The sequence below is a fragment of the Amycolatopsis jiangsuensis genome, assembly GCF_014204865.1.
GTDB classification, from domain to species: domain Bacteria; phylum Actinomycetota; class Actinomycetes; order Mycobacteriales; family Pseudonocardiaceae; genus Amycolatopsis; species Amycolatopsis jiangsuensis.
Genome location: NZ_JACHMG010000001.1, coordinates 4,336,175 through 4,351,915, shown reverse-complemented (window position 1 = coordinate 4,351,915; position 15,741 = coordinate 4,336,175). Strand labels below are relative to the sequence as shown.

The window sequence follows — 15,741 nt, the reverse complement described above, 5'->3', positions numbered from 1 at the left end:
AGGAAGCGGGCAGATGAGTACTGACGACGCGCTCGGCGCCATGCGGGCCAAGCTGGCCTCGCTGGAGGCGGAGAACGCCGCCCGGTCCGGTCTGCTCGACCGCAGCCGGGCCGAGGCGGTGGCGGAGAGCAAGGAAAAGCTGGACAAGCAGGCTCGGGTGCAGGGCGAGGTGTTCGTCCGCCTGCAGGAGCGCAACCGCCGGGCCAAGGCCGCGGGCGGCTGGGCGACCGAGTCGACGGTCGGCGACCGGGACCACGGGGAAATGGAGTTCGGCTTCGACGACGAGAGCGCCGGTGACCCCGAGGCCGACCGGACCGCGAACCGTCCGGCTCCTCCGGCCGCCGGACGGCCGCGCCGCCGTGCGGAACACGACGACGAGAGTTTCGCGGACACGGACTGGCTCGCGACCTGATCCGTCAGATCAATCCCGCCAGAACAATCCCGTCAGAACAAATCCCGGTCAGGCGGCCGGCTCCTCCTCGGTCAGCTCGATCGCCGCTCGTTTCACGTCCGCGTCCAGCAGCGGCAGGTACTCGTCCGTGCCGGTCAGGTGGGTCAGGAAGAACGCGGTGAACAGCGCGCGGGTCAGCTGCTGGGTGCCGCGCTGAGGTTTGCCCTGCAGCAGCAGCTGGCTCCAGTGCCTGCCCTCGGTCACCGCCAGGTGGGAGGACTTGCCGAGGGTGCGCAGCTGGACCGGGCCCGCCCAGTTGCGGGCGATCGCGTCGACGTGGCCGACCGGGGGCGCCACCAGATCGTCCTCGACCGCCAGGTGCAGGCCGGGCGCGGTGATCACCTTCGCCGACTCGGTTGCCGGTGGGAACGTCTGCGCGGCGGCCACCGTCGCGACGGCGCGGACCCGCGGCTTTCCTTCGTCGCCCGTGCTCGCCGACTGGGCGGCCGCCAGCACCGCCGAACCTCCGCCGGTGGAGTGCCCGGCCAGGCCGAGTTTGCGCGGGTCGACGCTGATGCCATCCGGGCCGAGCCGGACGGTGGTGATCATGTCGAGGGTGGTCAGCAGGTCGCCGGCCAGCAGCCGGTGCGAGGGCAGTGGCCCGGTCTGCGTCGCGGGGGCCGCGGCGACCACGCCCCAGCTCGCGAGGTGGTGCAGCAGCTGGCGGTACCGCGTGGCCGGCTGCAGCCAGCCGTGCCCGAACGCGACCGCGGGCAGGCTCAGCCCTTGGCGCGGGGTGAACACGACGCCGGGCAACCCGACCAGGGCGAGGTTGCCGCGCAGGACCTCGTGGGGTCCCGGGTGCGACAGCTCCGTGAGCAGCTGTTTGGGCTTGCTGGCCATGCGCGTGACCTTACTGCCCGCGCCCGCCCGCGGCCCGTCCGCCGCTCCGCCGCGCCACCCCGGTTCTCGCCATGCCGGTTCAGTGGGCCGCCGCGACCGCGGTCACACCGTCTCGTCCAGGTCGGTTACCGCAGGTCAGGCTGTGGGCAAGGGACCGGAGTAGGGGACTGGACTTGCCTGGTTACGCTTGTTCGCGTGTGCGGAATCGTGGGATACGTCGGACATCGGCCGGCGCTGGACGTCGTCCTCGGTGGGCTGCGGCGGATGGAGTACCGGGGTTACGACTCGGCCGGCGTGGCGGTGCTGGAGGGCGCCGGCGCGCTGAACGTCGAGCGCAAGGCCGGCCGGCTCGCGAACCTGGAGGCCCGGCTCGACGAGGTGGGCCGCGGTTCGTTCGCCGGCACCGCGGGCATGGGCCACACGCGGTGGGCCACGCACGGGGCGCCGATCGACCGCAACTCCCACCCGCACCGGGACGCGAGCAACCGCGTCGCCGTGGTGCACAACGGCATCATCGAGAACTTCGCCTCGCTGCGTTCCGAGCTGGAGGCGGCCGGGGTCGAGATGGCCAGCGACACCGACAGCGAAACCGCCGCTCACCTGGTTGCCCGGGCCTACACCGAGGGCGGGACCAAGGGTGACCTGGCGGCCAGCGTCGCGGCTGTCTGCCGCCGGCTGGAGGGTGCCTTCACGCTGGTCGTCACGCACGCCGACGAGCCGGACACGATCGTCGCGGCACGCCGGTCGTCGCCGCTGGTGGTGGGTGTCGGCGAGGGTGAGCACTTCGTCGCCTCCGATGTCGCGGCCTTCATCGAGCACACCCGGGAGGCCGTCGAGCTCGGTCAGGACCAGCTCGTGGTGATCACCCGCGACGGATACCAGGTCACCGACTTCCACGGCGACGCCGCACAGGCCAAGCCGTTCACCGTGGACTGGGACCTCTCGGCCGCCGAGAAGGGCGGCCACGAGTACTTCATGCTCAAGGAGATCGACGAGCAGCCGGAGGCGCTGGCCAACACGCTGCGCGGGCACTTCGAGGCCGGCCGGGTCATCCTCGACGAGCAGCGCATCTCCGACCAGGACCTGCGGGACGTCGACAAGGTCTTCGTGGTCGCCTGCGGTTCGGCGTACCACTCCGGCCTGGTCGCCAAGTACGCCATCGAGCACTGGTGCCGGCTGCCGGTCGAGGTCGAGCTGGCCTCGGAGTTCCGCTACCGCGATCCGGTGCTCGACCGGGACACGCTCGTGGTCGCGGTGTCCCAGTCCGGCGAGACCGCGGACACGCTGGAAGCGGTCCGGCACGCGCGCGAGCAGAAGGCGCGGGTGCTCGCTGTCTGCAACACCAACGGCGCGCAGATCCCGCGGGAGTCCGACGCGGTGCTCTACACGCACGCCGGTCCGGAGATCGGGGTCGCGTCCACGAAGGCGTTCCTGGCGCAGATCGCGGCCAACTACCTCGTCGGCCTCGCGCTGGCGCAGGCTCGCGGCACGAAGTACCCGGACGAGGTCGCCCGCGAGTTCGCCGAGCTGGAGGCCATGCCGGCCGCCGTGCAGAAGGTGCTGTCCACGGTGGAGCAGACGCGGGAGCTGGCGCGGCGGATCGCGGATTCGCGGGCCGTGCTGTTCCTCGGCCGGCACGTCGGGTTCCCGGTGGCGCTGGAAGGCGCGCTGAAGCTCAAGGAACTCGCCTACATGCACGCCGAGGGCTTCGCCGCGGGCGAGCTGAAGCACGGTCCGATCGCGCTGATCGAAGAGGGCCTGCCGGTGGTCGTGGTGATGCCGTCGCCGAAGGGCCGCGCGGTGCTGCACTCGAAGCTGGTGTCGAACATCAGCGAGATCCAGGCCAGGGGTGCGCGCACGATCGTGATCGCCGAGGAGGGTGACGAGACCGTGCGCCCGTTCGCGGACGAGCTGATCGAGGTGCCCGCGGTGTCCACGCTGCTGCAGCCGCTGGTCTCCACGGTTCCGCTGCAGGTGCTGGCCGCCGAGATCGCCCGTTCCCGCGGGTACGACGTCGACAAGCCGCGTAACCTGGCGAAGTCCGTCACCGTGGAGTGACACCGAGTAAGCGGGAGGTCGCCGCCGTGCAAGGAATCTGGACCACGGAACGGATTCGCGCGGCGGAGGAGCGGCTGCTGGCGGTGACGCCGGACGGCGAGCTGATGCGCCGCGCCGCGTTCGGGCTGGCCACGCAGGTGGCCGCGCTGTTGGCCGAGGAGACCGGTGGCGTCTCCGGACGGCGGGTGGTGCTGCTCGTCGGCTCCGGCAACAACGGTGGCGATGCGTTGTGGGCCGGGGCTTTCCTGCGCCGGCGCGGAGTGTCGGTCACCGCAGTGCTGCTCAACCCGGAGAAGGCGCATCCGGCCGGATTGGCCGCGCTACGGCGTTCCGGCGGTCGCGCAGTGTCCACAGCGGACGGTCCACGGCGGATTTCCAAGGCTGATGTGGTGGTCGACGGGATCGTCGGCATCTCCGCGCGCGGGCCGTTGCGTCCGGACGCCGCACAGCTGGTCGAGCTGGTCGAAGCGCCGGTGGTGGCGGTGGATCTGCCCAGCGGCGTCGACCCGGACACCGGCGCGGTCGACGGTCCGCACGTCACGGCCGCGCGCACGGTGACGTTCGGTGCGGTGAAACCCGTGCACGTGCTGGCTCCGCAGGAATGCGGAGAGGTCGTGCTGGTGGACATCGGCCTGCGGCCGTCGCTCGGCGAGCCGGACCTGCACCGCTTGGAGCCGGCGGACATCGCCGCCGCCTGGCCGGTGCCCGGCCCGGAGGACGACAAGTACAGCCAGGGCGTCACCGGGATCGCGGCCGGTTCCGCGACCTACCCGGGCGCGGCGGTGCTCGCCTCCGGCTCGGCAGTGCGGGCGACGGCGGGCATGGTGCGCTACGCCGGGCACGCCGCGGATGTGGTGCGGGCGCGCTGGCCGGAGATCGTCGCGACCGGTTCGGTCACCGACGCGGGCCGGGTCCAGGCGTGGGTGGTCGGGCCCGGAATCGGCACCGGCGCGGAAGGCCGTGACGTGCTGCGGCACATCCTCGGCCAGGGCGTGCCGGTCTGCGCGGACGCGGACGCGACCACGATCATCGCGCACACGCCCGAGGTCCTCGACGCCCGAGATCCGGACACGCCGCTGGTGCTGACGCCGCACGCCGGTGAGTACGAGCGGTTGATGGGCCACCGTCCCGGCGCGGACCGGGTGTCCGCCGCTCGTGAGGCCGCCGCGAAGTACGACGCGGTGGTGCTGCTCAAGGGCTACTGCACGGTGGTGGCCGCACCGGACGGCCGCGTCGCGGTGAATACCCCGCGGGGTTCGTGGCTGGCGACTGCCGGTTCCGGCGACGTCCTGACCGGCCTGGTCGGCTCGGTGCTGGCCGCCGGCGTCGATCCGTGGCTCGCCACGTCCGCCGCCGCCCAGGTCCACTCGCTGGCCGGTGCGCTCGCCGCCGCCGACGTGCCCACCTCCGCGTCCTCGCTGGTGGACGCCATTCCCGCGGCGCTACGGCTGATCCGTGCGACCTCCCACTGAGTAGTCGGGAAGTTATCGAGTCATGTGTTAACTATCTCAGGTAAATCTGGTAAGAACAGGGCGTGAGCGGGAAGGTCAGGCCTTCGGATGCCGCCGTCGAGCAGCGGCGGCGGGAAATCCTCGACCACGTCATCGAGCGTGGCGAGGTCCGCATCGACGACCTCACGGCGCGGTTCCGCGTGAGCCTGATGACCATGCACCGCGACCTCGACGAGCTCGCCGAACGGCGGTTGCTGCGGAAGCTGCGCGGAAAGGTCGAGGCCTACTCCGCGATCACGATGGAGACCGCGAGCCGGTTCAGCCTGCACCCGGCCGAGCGGGAAGCCCTCGCCGACGTCGCGATCGGGCAGGTCGAGCCCGGCCAGACCGTGTTCGTGGACGATTCCACCACGCTGTTCCCGCTGGTCGAGCGGCTCGCCGGGGTCGAAGGCCTGACGGTGATCACCAACTCGCTGCAAGCCGCCCGGCTGCTGGGCCGTGGTGTCGAGGTCGTGGTCGCCGGGGGCCGCTACCACCCCGAATACGACTCGTGTTCCGGTCCCGACGTCCTCGCGTTGCTCGAGCGCACGCGTGCCGACGTCGCGTTCGTCTCGGTGAGCGCGGTCGCGGTCGGCCGGCTCTTCCACCCCGTACGCGACTACGCCGAGCTGAAGAAGGCCGTGCTGCGCGCCGCGAACCGCAACGTGCTGGTGCTCGACCACGCGAAGTTCGGCCGCACCGCCACGTACGCGCACGGCACCGTCGCCGACTACGACCTGCTGATCACCAGTGAAGCCACGCCGACCGAGGAGATCGAGGCCGCGCTCAACGCGGGCACGGCCGTCGAGACGGTGGAACACGTCGAGGAAGGGCAGCCCTATGACAGCTGAGCTGGTGGCCGGTGTCGATTCGTCGACCCAGTCGACGAAGGTGGTGGTCTGCGACGCGCGCACCGGCGAAGTCGTGCGCACCGGTCGCGCGCCGCACCCCGAGGGCACCGAGGTGGACCCGGCCGCCTGGTGGCAGGCGTTCGGCGAGGCCACCGGCGACGTGCTGGAGGGCGTCTCGGCCATCGGCATCGGTGGTCAGCAGCACGGCATGGTCACCGTCGACGGAGCGGGCGAGGTGGTGCGTCCCGCGCTGCTGTGGAACGACACCCGTTCCGCGCAGGCGGCGAAGGACCTCACCGACGAGCTGGGCGGCCCCGCCGTGTGGGCGAAGTCGGTCGGTTCGGTCCCGGTCGCCAGCTTCACCGTCACGAAGCTGCGCTGGCTCGCCGAGCACGAGCCGGAGAACGCCGACCGCGTGGCCCGCGTCCTGCTGCCGCACGACTGGCTCACCTGGCGGCTGCTCGGCCGTCCCGAGACCGCGGTGACCGATCGCGGAGACGCGTCCGGCACCGGGTACTTCTCGGCCGCCGAGAACGCTTACCGGCCCGACGTACTGGCGCACGCGTTCGGCGGACGGACGCCGGAGCTGCCCACGGTGCTTGGCCCTTCGGACAGTGCCGGTCACACGGCCGACGGCATGCTCGTCTCGGCGGGTACCGGCGACAACATGGCCGCCGCGCTCGCGCTGGAGCTGGCGCCGGGTGACGCGGTGATCTCGATCGGCACCAGCGGCACCGTTTTCGGCGTCACGGAGCACGCTTCGGCCGACGCGAGCGGCCTGGTCGCCGGATTCGCCGACGCCACCGGCAGGTTCCTTCCGCTGACCGCGGCGCTCAACGCCGCCAGGGTGCTCACCGCGGGCGCCGCGATGCTCGGCGTCGACCTGCCGGAGTTCGACCGGCTCGCGCTGGCCGCCGAACCAGGCGCCGGCGGGCTCACGCTGCTTCCGTATCTCGACGGCGAGCGCACCCCGAACCTGCCCGGCGCGACCGGCTCGCTGCACGGTCTGAACCGGGTGAACATGACGCCGGAGAACGTGGCGCGCGCGGCCGTGGAGGGAATGCTCTGCGGGCTCGCCGCCGGGTTGGACGCGGTGCGTGCGCAAGGCATGGACGTACGGCGGGTGCAGCTCATCGGTGGCGGCGCGCAGTCGGCAGCGGTGCGCGCGGTGGCGCCGATCGTGCTCGGGGTGCCGGTGGCCATCCCCGAAGCAGGCGAGTACGTCGCGCTCGGTGCCGCGCGCCAGGCCGCCTGGGCTCTGGCCGGCACCGCCGAACCGCCCGCATGGCTGGGCGAAGGACCTGGAAACCGGCTCGTGCTGGACGAGCCGGCCGAGGCGCAGCGCGTCTCGGGCAAGGAAATCCAGCGTCGCCACCTCGAGGCGCGTGAGGCCGCGCACGGGGTCCCCGCGAAATTCGGAGAGGACTGACCGATGGCCACGATCACCTACGACAAGGCGACCCGGCGTTACGCCGGCACCGAGCATCCCGCTGTCGACGCGCTGGAGCTGGAGATCGCCGACGGCGAGTTCCTGGTGCTCGTCGGCCCGTCCGGTTCCGGCAAGTCCACCGCGCTGCGCATGCTGGCCGGTCTCGAGGACATCGACGAGGGCGCGGTGTGGATCGGGGACCGCGACGTCACGCAGTTGCCACCGCGGTCGCGTGACATCGCCATGGTTTTCCAGAACTACGCGCTCTACCCGCACATGACGGTGGGGCAGAACATGGGCTTCGCGCTCAAGATCGCCGGCCGTCCGGCGTCGGAGATCAAGCAGAAGGTGCTCGACGCGGCGAAGCTGCTCGACATCGAGCAGTACCTCGACCGCAAGCCGAAGGCGCTTTCGGGTGGTCAGCGTCAGCGGGTCGCGATGGGCCGCGCGATCGTGCGTGAGCCGCAGGTATTCCTCATGGACGAACCGCTGTCGAACCTCGACGCGAAGCTGCGTGTCTCCACGCGTACGCAGATCGCCGCGCTGCAGCGCCGGCTCGGCGTCACCACCGTGTATGTGACGCACGACCAGGTGGAAGCCATGACGATGGGCGACCGCGTGGCGGTGCTTTCCGACGGCTTGCTCCAGCAGTGCGACACCCCGCGTGCGCTCTACGAGAAGCCGCAGAACGTCTTCGTCGCGGGCTTCATCGGCTCGCCGGCGATGAACCTCGTCACCGCGAAACTCACCGCCGACGGCGCCGAGGTCGGCGGTGCGAGCGTCCCGCTCACCCCGGAGACCCGCTCCGCGGCCGACGGCGACGTGGTCACGCTCGGTTTCCGCCCGGAGTCGCTGGAAGTCACCACCGACGCCGAGGGCACCCTGCCGATCCAGGTCGAGCTGGTCGAGGAGCTGGGCTCCGACGCCTACGTCTACGGCAAGCTCGACGCCGGCGGCGAGGCCACCGCGGAGGGCTCGTCACGCAACGTCGTGGCCCGTGTGGACCCGCGCACCCCGCCGTCGATGGGCGACACCCTGCACCTGCGGATCCGGCCGGAAGAACTGCACGTCTTCTCCGGCACCTCCGGCAACCGCCTGCCCTGACCGTCGTCCGTCGTGGGCGGCAGTGCTAACCGGCGTCGGCACTGACGAGCGTGAGGGGCGTGGGAAACTGGCGGTCGTGATGACTGCCAGTTCCCCGCGCGCCGAGGTCGTGATCGACCTCGAAGCCGTGCGCCACAACGTCTCGCTGCTGACGGCGCGTGCCTCCGGTGCGGCGGTGATGGCCGTGGTCAAGGGCGACGCGTATGGGCACGGCGCGGTGCCGGTCGCCCGCGCCGCGGTCGAGGCCGGCGCCACCTGGCTCGGCACGTGTTCCCTGGCCGAAGCGCTCGATCTGCGTGCCGCCGGGATCACCACGCCGCTGTTCAGCTGGCTGGACGTGCCCGAGGTCGACTTCGCCCCCGGGATCGAGGCGGACGTCGACCTCGGCGCCAGCTCCGTCGATGAGCTGACGCGGATCGCCGAGGCAGCCGAACGCGTCGGCAAAACCGCGCGGGTGCATCTGAAGATCGACACCGGGCTGTCCCGCAACGGCTGTCCGCCCGCCGAGTGGCCCGCACTGGTCGAAGCGGCAGCCGCGGCGCCGTCGGTCGAGGTCGTGGCGGTCTGGTCGCATCTGGCGTGCGCGGACGAGCCCGGCCACGCCTCGGTCGACCTGCAGGCGAAGCGGTTCACCGAGGCCTACGACCTCGCGCGGGCCGCCGGGCTGAACCCCATCCGGCACCTGGCGAACTCCGCTGCCCTGCTCACCCGGCCCGACCTGCACTTCGAGCTGGTCCGCCCGGGTATCGCCGTGTACGGGCTCAACCCGGTGGACACCGGCGACGACCTGCGCCCGGCGATGACCTTCCGCTCCACCGTCGTGCTCGCGAAGAGGCTGCCCGCCGGGGAATCCGTGTCCTACGGCCACACCTGGACCGCACCGCGGGACACGACCCTGGCGCTCGTGCCCACCGGGTACGCCGACGGCGTGCCGCGGTCGCTGTCCGGGCGGATGGACGTGTGGCTGGGCGGTCGACGCCGTCCGGTCGCCGGGCGGGTGTGCATGGACCAGCTGGTGGTCGACTGCGGCGACGACGCCCCTTCGGCCGGGGACGAGGTCGTGTTGTTCGGTGCGGGCGGCGCGGGCGAGCCGACGGCGCGGGAATGGGCCGACAAGCTCGGCACCATCGACTACGAGATCGTCACGTCGATGTACCGGCCGCGCGTGCGCAGGCGCTACCTGGGGGATCGCTCGTGAAGCCCTCGGCGCGGCTGTGGGCAGTCGCCGGCGGAGTCGGCGCAGTGGTCACCGGCGCGACAGCTGCAATCGTCGCCGCGCAACAGCGCAAGCCGACGGAGGACCCGTTCGCCGAAGAGCCGTTCGGGGAGCTGAAGCCGGACCGGACGTCCACAGTCGCGGCCGAAGACGGTACGCCGCTTTCAGCGGAGGAAATCGACCCTTCGGACGGTGAACCGGCTGAGCTGACTCTCGTCGGCGTGCACGGCTTCGCGCTGTCTCGGCGTTCGTGGCACTTTCAGCGCCGCGACGTCGCTTCGCTGCGGCTGCCGCGCGTACGGCAGGTCTACTACGACCATCGCAGCCACGGCCAGTCCGGAGAAGCTTCCACCGAGACGTCGACCATCGAGCAGCTCGCGCGCGACCTCGACGGCGTACTGCGGGCATTGGTGCCCGAAGGGCCGATTGTCCTCATGGGGCATTCCATGGGCGGCATGGTGATCATGGAGCTGGCCGCGCAGCGCCCGGAGCTCTTCGAGGAGCGCGTGTGCGGCGTCGCGTTCATCGCCACCGCGGCCGGCGAAGTCGGCGCACGCGGGTTGCCGCGGCCGTTGCTGTCGAAGTACAACCCGCTGACCCGCGGTGTCGGCGAGCTGGCCGGCTGGCAGCCAGGGCTCGTGGAGTTCGTGCGTGCCGCGGGCGGGCAGCTCACCCGGCAGGCGACGCGGCGGCTCGCGTTCGGCAGCCGGGACGTTTCACCGCGGCTGGTGGACTTCATGCTGGAAATGCTGGCCGTGACGCCGGTACGCGGGCTGGTGAACTTCGTCGACACGCTCGGCAACCACAACCGCTACGCCGCGCTGGCCGGTCTGAAGCACGCCCAGATCCTCGTGATCGGTGGCGATTCCGACCGCTTCACGCCCTTCGCGCACGCCGAGCGGATCGCGGCCGAACTACCGGACGCCGAGCTGGTGCGCGTGCGCGGGGCGGGCCACATGGTGCAGCTCGAACAACCCGAGCTGGTGAACAGTCATCTCATCGACCTGCTGCAACGCTGCGGAGGCAGCGCGGCCCCGAACCGGCGAAACTGGTGGTGGACAAGGTGATCCTGGAGACCCCCGACGACACGATGGCGTTCGGCCGCGCGCTGGGCGCGGTACTGCGCCCAGGCGATCTCGTGCTGCTGGCCGGCCCCCTCGGCGCCGGAAAGACCACGCTGACCCGCGGCATCGCCGACGGCATGGGCGTGGGCGGCCGGGTCAGCTCACCGACGTTCGTGCTGGCGCGCGTCCATGAAGCCGGGCAGACCGGCGTCCCGCTGATCCACGTGGATGCCTACCGCCTCGGTGGCGACTTGTCCCAGCTGGACGACCTCGACCTGGACACCGACCTGGAAAGCTCCGCAGTGGTCGTCGAATGGGGCGAAGGCAGCGCCGAACGCCTCAACGAGGACCACCTGGTGATCCGCCTGTCCCGCGAGGACGACGACACCCGCACCGCGACCCTCGAGCCGCACGGCGAGTGGGCCGACCGCACGGACTCGCTCACCGCGCTGATCCGCTGAGCCCGACGCCCTTGACGCCACGCGTCCCGGCCCTGCGTTTCTCGCGCCCCCGTTCCGCCACCCCGAACGCGGTGAAGGCCTCCTCCCGGGAATCCAGTTCCTGGGAGGAGGCCTTCACGGCTTGCTTCTGCTTCGGGAGACTCAGTGGCCGGCGGCCAGCTCCCGGGCTTCCGCCTCGCTGGCTGCCGAAGGCAGCGAACCGGGCAGCGGCTTGCCGGCGGTCTCCTTGAGCTTCAGGAGCGTGATCACGCCGATCGCGCCGGCTGCCATCAGGTAATACGCCGGCCAGTTCAGGTCCCCGGTCGCCAGGACCAGCGCGCTCATCACCAGCGACACCGTGCCGGCGAACGCGGAGACGAAGATGTTGAACGAGATCGACAGGCTGCCGTAGCGGACCTCGGTGGGGAACAGCGCGGGCAGTGTCGACGGGCAGGTCGCGGAGAAGCAGATCAGCAGCAGGCCCATCAGGATCAGGCCGATCAGCACCGCGAACACCGAACCGCTCTTGAGCAGCAGCACCATCGGGATGCCCAGCACGACCAGGCCGATCGCGCCGGCCCACAGGATCGGCTTGCGTCCGATCTTGTCGCTCAGCTTGCCCAGCAGCGGGATGACCAGCACGGCCGCCCACAGCACCGCGATCTGCGTCCACTCCGACGCGGTGGACGAGATGGCGTGCCCGCCGTTCGCGTCCATCGTGTCGGAGTCCTTGAGGTAGGTCGGCATGTAGGCGGTGAGCATGTAGTTGGTGACGTTCCAGGTGACGACCAGCCCGCCGGCCAGCAGCATGGCCGGCCAGTACTTCGCGAAGATGTCGCGCATGACGTGCTTCGCCGCGGCGCCCTCGCGCTCGCCGGACTCGTCGAGCAGCTGCTGGAACGCGGGCGTCTCCTCGAGCTTCGTCCGCAGGTAGACACCGGTGATGCCGAGCGGCAGCGCGAGCATGAACGGGATCCGCCAGCCCCACGAGTCCATGAAGGCCGGGCTGGACACCAGCGGAAGGATCGAGGAGACCGTGGCACCCAGCGCGTAGCCGACGAAGGTGCCGAACTCCAGGAAGCTGCCGAAGTAGCCGCGCTTGCGGTCCGGGCTGTACTCGGCGATGAACGTCATCGCCCCGGCGTACTCGCCGCCGGTGGAGAAGCCCTGCAGCACCCGCGCGCACACGAGCAGGATCGGGGCCGCGATGCCGATCTGGGAGTACGACGGGATCAACCCGATCAGGAACGTCCCGGTGGCCATCAGGATGACCGTCACGGCCAGCACCTTGGTCCGGCCGATCCGGTCGCCGAGCGGGCCGAAGAACAGGCCGCCGAGCGGGCGCACCAGGAACGCGACCGCGAACGTCGCGAACGTCGCCAGCTGGGCCAGCGCGTGGTTGTCCGGCGGGAAGAACTGGGCCTCGATCGTGGTGGCGAGGTAGCCGTAGACCCCGAAGTCGAACCATTCGGTGATGTTCCCAACGGCGGCCGCTCCCACAGCCCGGCGCATCGTCGCGGTGTCGGTCACCGTGACCCCGCCCGGTGAACCGCTCGCCGTCCCCCCAGTCTCCGCTGCCTCTGCCACTGTGCTCCCTTCTGACCGGGCTTTTTCCCGGCTCCGGGGCTCCCCTTCCAGCCGGTCGGTCCGGCGGAGCCCCATGGTCGTTACCCAGTCATGGCAAACGCCGAGCATAACGTGATACGTCTCACTCGATCGTGGTGGGTGGCGGCGGTAACACAATCCCCGCTTCATGCGCTGTACCAGGTAGAACACAAGACAGCACTACCAACCGGCAAGCGTCGGGCACCCACCGTGCGGATCACCCGGATCCGATCACGATTCTCGGCGCAAGCACCCCAGTGAGGAGGAGCCGCAATGACGGCAATTTTCGTGGCCATCGTCAGCAGTGCAACCGCGGGAGTCGCTGTGGCTTCAAGCCTCGTCGCGTACGCCCAGCGCAACTGGAAGGTCCGCGCCGAGGCCTGAGGCCCCGCGCTGCACCACAAACCGGCCCTGTCTCAGGGCCGCACGATCCCTCGGGCGAGCCCCAGGCCAACCAGGTCCTGGGGCCGTACCCGTAGCCCCTCCGCAATCTCCGGCACGTCCCGCAGTGGGCGTTTCAGGATCGCGGCGGCCGCTTCGGGGGACGTCACCGAGAAGTAGGCGTCCGGGGTCATCCACGTCGCTTCCGGGGCGGCGAACGCCAACGCCCCGCCGGAGCCGCCCTCTCCGATCACCAACGACGTGATCGGCACGGTGGCGGCGGCCATCGCTTCGAACAGTTCCGCGATCGCCGGGCCCACACCGGCCTGCTCGGCTTCCGCGTCGTTCGCCGCTCCGGGAGTGTCCACCAACGTCAGCACCGGTATGCCGAGCCGGGAGGCGGTCCGCACGAGACGCGCCGCGGTCCGGAAACCGGCCGGGCGCGTCGCAGTGCCGCACTGTGCGGCGTAGGCGAGCGCGCGTCCGTCACGCCAGCCGAAGCCGCACAGCACGCCTGCGTCGACGCCGCCTGCGCGGTCACCTTGCACGCCTTCTCGCCAGTCGAAGTACGCGTCCAGGTACTCCGCGGCGCGCGGTCGCGTCGAGGCGCGCGCGGCCTGTACGGCGTCCCAGCCCGTCTCGGGCAGCGAAGCCGCGCGAAGGGCGTTCGGCGGCGGCGCGGGCTCCGTTGACCGCGAGGTGAGTAGCTGCAGCCACCGTGTCACCACCTCGTTGAGCTCGTCCGGCTCCACCAGGCTGTCGAGCTGTCCCCATTCGAGTTTCGCTTCGGCGGTATAGGCGGCTGAAGGCGACGTCGCCGGCCGTACGCGGGAGCCGGCGAAGCCGACCTGGGCCAGCGGCATCCCGAGCGTCACGTCGGAACCGGCGCCGAGCGTCGCCCAGCCACCGCCGGTCGTCGGATTACGCAGCACGGAAAGCTGGGCGACGCCGTCCGCCCGCGCGGCCGCGGACGCCCGCGCGATCCGCTGCAGCTGCGAAAGCGCCCGCATGCCGTGTTGCATCCGGCTGCCGCCGGTCGCGAGCAGCGACACCACCGGAAGGTTTCGATCCCTGGCACGGGTGAACGCGGCTTCGATCCGGTCACCGGTCTGCTGTCCGACGGAACCGCCGAGGAAGCCGAACTCCCACGCGATCAGCACGGCCGGCACGTCGCCGACCCGAGCCTCGCCGACCACCACCGATTCGGTCTCCCCGGTGCGCTCGGCCGCGGCTGCGCGGGCCGCAGGATAACCCGGCCAGCCGATCGGGTCGTCCGGCTCGCCGCCGGCCACGGGCAGTTCGGTGAACGTGCCGGCCAGCCCGGCGATCAGCTCGCGTGCCGTGGTCATCCGAGCGCCCGCTTCATGACCTTGCCCATGTCGTTGCGGGGCAAGGCTTCCAGATAGCGCACGACGCGCGGCCGCTTGTGCGGGGCGAGCAGCTTCGCCACGTGCTCGGCCAGCTCCTCGGCGCTCGGCCGGGCGCCGCCGGGCACCACCCAGGCCACGATCCGTTCACCCAGGTCGTCGTCCGGTTCCCCGGTGACCGCGACCTCGGCGACGCCGGGGTGTTCCAGCAACGCGTTCTCGATCTCGCCGGCGCCGATCTTGTAACCACCGCTCTTGATCAGGTCGGTGGCCTTGCGGCCGACGATCCGGACGTACCCGTCCGCGTCGCGGGTGGCCACGTCGCCGGTGCGGAACCAGCCGCCGTCCAGCGCGGCCGCCGTCGCGTCCGGCCGGTTCAGGTATTCGGTGAACAGGTTCGGCCCGCGGACCTGGATCTCGCCGACCGCGTCCGGTTCGCCGAGCTCGGCGCCGGACTCGTCCACGAGCCGCAGGCCCACCCCGGCCAGCGGCACGCCGACCGCGCCGGGCTTGCGTTCCCCGTCGGCCCGCACGCTGGTGTTCATCAGCGTTTCGGTCATCCCGTACCGCTCGACCACCCGTTGCCCGGTCGCGGCGGCGATCCGCTCGTGGTCGTGCACGGGCAGGGCGGCCGAGCCGGACACCAGCAGCCGCGCGCTGCGCAACGCCGCCGTCAGCTCGTGGTCGGTGGCGACGGCTTCGGCGATCCGGTGGTACATCGTCGGGACGCCGAACATCATCGTGGCGCCGGAGGTGAGCTCCCGCGTAATGCCCTCGGTGGAGAACCGGCCGAGGTGCCGTACCGAGCCGCCCCGGCGAAGCGGGCCGAGGATGCCGAGGATCAGGCCGTGTACGTGGAACAGGGGAAGTCCGTGCACCAGCACGTCTTCGCCGGTCCACTGCCAGGCGTCCTCCAGCGCGTCGAGGGTGGCCGCGATCGCGCGGCGGGGGAGTACGACGCCCTTGGGCGGGCCGGTGGTGCCGGAGGTGTAGACGATGAGCGCCGGCGTCTCGGCGTCGGGTTCGGTGTCCGGGACGGGACCGGCGCCGGTGAGGGGGATGTCGCGGCGTGGCACGCCGGCCAGCCTGTCCGGCAGGTCGGCACCCGGCTCGGCGAGGACCAGCGCGGGCGTGCTGTCGCCGAGGATGTGCGTCAGCTCGCGTTCGCCGATCTTCGGGTTGAGCGGCACCGCGGGGACTCCGGCGAGCAGCGCGGCGACCACGGCCACGCTGGTGTGCAGTGTGGGTGTCGCCCACACCGCGACCCGGCCGGCGGGCAGTTCGGCGGCCAGCGCACCGGCGACCGCACCCAGTTCGGCGTAGGTCAGCGACCGGTCCCCGAACCGGAGTGCTTCCGCATCCGAGCCTGCGGTGATCGCGGGGAACAGCGAGTCGGGCACTTCGGGGACCTCCTGCGTCGGCGGCACCTGGCATCGCACCGT

Annotated in this window: 13 protein-coding genes; 9 read left to right on the top strand and 4 right to left on the bottom strand. The window is 71.4% G+C overall.

From position 1 onward, the window contains the following. Positions 1-13: 13 nt before the first annotated feature. Positions 14-412: a hypothetical protein gene (locus BJY18_RS19225; protein ID WP_184781287.1), complete on the top strand. Its 399-nt coding sequence runs from the start codon at positions 14-16 to the stop codon at positions 410-412. Positions 413-460: 48 nt separating this feature from the next. Here BJY18_RS19225 and BJY18_RS19220 read toward each other — a convergent pair whose 3' ends face one another. Continuing rightward, positions 461-1,294, bottom strand: coding sequence for a dienelactone hydrolase family protein (locus BJY18_RS19220; RefSeq protein WP_184781286.1), 834 nt, complete (start codon positions 1,292-1,294; stop codon positions 461-463). Between the two features lie 195 nt (positions 1,295-1,489). On the opposite strand from BJY18_RS19220, the gene glmS reads away from it, so the two are divergent. From glmS to tsaE, 8 genes are all read left to right on the top strand, one after another. Next, complete coding sequence (gene glmS, locus BJY18_RS19215; RefSeq protein WP_184781285.1) at positions 1,490-3,352, top strand: glutamine--fructose-6-phosphate transaminase (isomerizing); 1,863 nt, start codon at positions 1,490-1,492, stop codon at positions 3,350-3,352. A gap of 26 nt (positions 3,353-3,378) precedes the next feature. Next, positions 3,379-4,824: an NAD(P)H-hydrate dehydratase gene (locus BJY18_RS19210; protein WP_184781284.1), complete on the top strand. Its 1,446-nt coding sequence runs from the start codon at positions 3,379-3,381 to the stop codon at positions 4,822-4,824. A 62-nt stretch (positions 4,825-4,886) separates the two neighbouring features. Further along, the gene (locus BJY18_RS19205) at positions 4,887-5,693 is read left to right on the top strand and encodes a DeoR/GlpR family DNA-binding transcription regulator (protein ID WP_184781283.1); all 807 of its coding nucleotides are present in this window, start codon (positions 4,887-4,889) and stop codon (positions 5,691-5,693) included. Beyond that, positions 5,683-7,122: a xylulokinase gene (gene xylB, locus BJY18_RS19200; protein WP_184781282.1), complete on the top strand. Its 1,440-nt coding sequence runs from the start codon at positions 5,683-5,685 to the stop codon at positions 7,120-7,122. The genes BJY18_RS19205 and xylB overlap by 11 nt, the downstream gene beginning before the upstream one ends. A 3-nt stretch (positions 7,123-7,125) precedes the next feature. Then, entirely contained in the window at positions 7,126-8,226 is a 1,101-nt protein-coding gene (locus BJY18_RS19195) for an ABC transporter ATP-binding protein (RefSeq protein WP_184781281.1), read from the top strand. A gap of 79 nt (positions 8,227-8,305) precedes the next feature. Next, on the top strand, positions 8,306-9,424 hold the full coding sequence (alr, locus tag BJY18_RS19190) for an alanine racemase (RefSeq protein ID WP_184781280.1): 1,119 nt from the start codon (positions 8,306-8,308) through the stop codon (positions 9,422-9,424). Beyond that, positions 9,421-10,509, top strand: a complete 1,089-nt coding sequence (locus BJY18_RS19185) for an alpha/beta fold hydrolase (RefSeq protein WP_184781279.1) — start codon at positions 9,421-9,423, stop codon at positions 10,507-10,509. Before alr ends, BJY18_RS19185 begins: the two co-directional genes overlap by 4 nt. Further along, positions 10,497-10,967: a tRNA (adenosine(37)-N6)-threonylcarbamoyltransferase complex ATPase subunit type 1 TsaE gene (gene tsaE, locus BJY18_RS19180; protein ID WP_446680347.1), complete on the top strand. Its 471-nt coding sequence runs from the start codon at positions 10,497-10,499 to the stop codon at positions 10,965-10,967. The genes BJY18_RS19185 and tsaE overlap by 13 nt, the downstream gene beginning before the upstream one ends. 141 nt (positions 10,968-11,108) lie before the next feature. Here tsaE and BJY18_RS19175 read toward each other — a convergent pair whose 3' ends face one another. The 3 genes from BJY18_RS19175 to BJY18_RS19165 form a co-directional block, all read right to left on the bottom strand. Further along, on the bottom strand, positions 11,109-12,476 hold the full coding sequence (locus tag BJY18_RS19175) for an MFS transporter (RefSeq protein WP_376774693.1): 1,368 nt from the start codon (positions 12,474-12,476) through the stop codon (positions 11,109-11,111). Positions 12,477-12,967: 491 nt separating this feature from the next. Further along, positions 12,968-14,281: a carboxyl transferase domain-containing protein gene (locus BJY18_RS19170; RefSeq protein WP_184781277.1), complete on the bottom strand. Its 1,314-nt coding sequence runs from the start codon at positions 14,279-14,281 to the stop codon at positions 12,968-12,970. Continuing rightward, positions 14,278-15,699, bottom strand: a complete 1,422-nt coding sequence (locus tag BJY18_RS19165; protein ID WP_184784714.1) for an acyl-CoA synthetase — start codon at positions 15,697-15,699, stop codon at positions 14,278-14,280. The genes BJY18_RS19170 and BJY18_RS19165 overlap by 4 nt, the downstream gene beginning before the upstream one ends. Positions 15,700-15,741 lie beyond the last annotated feature (42 nt).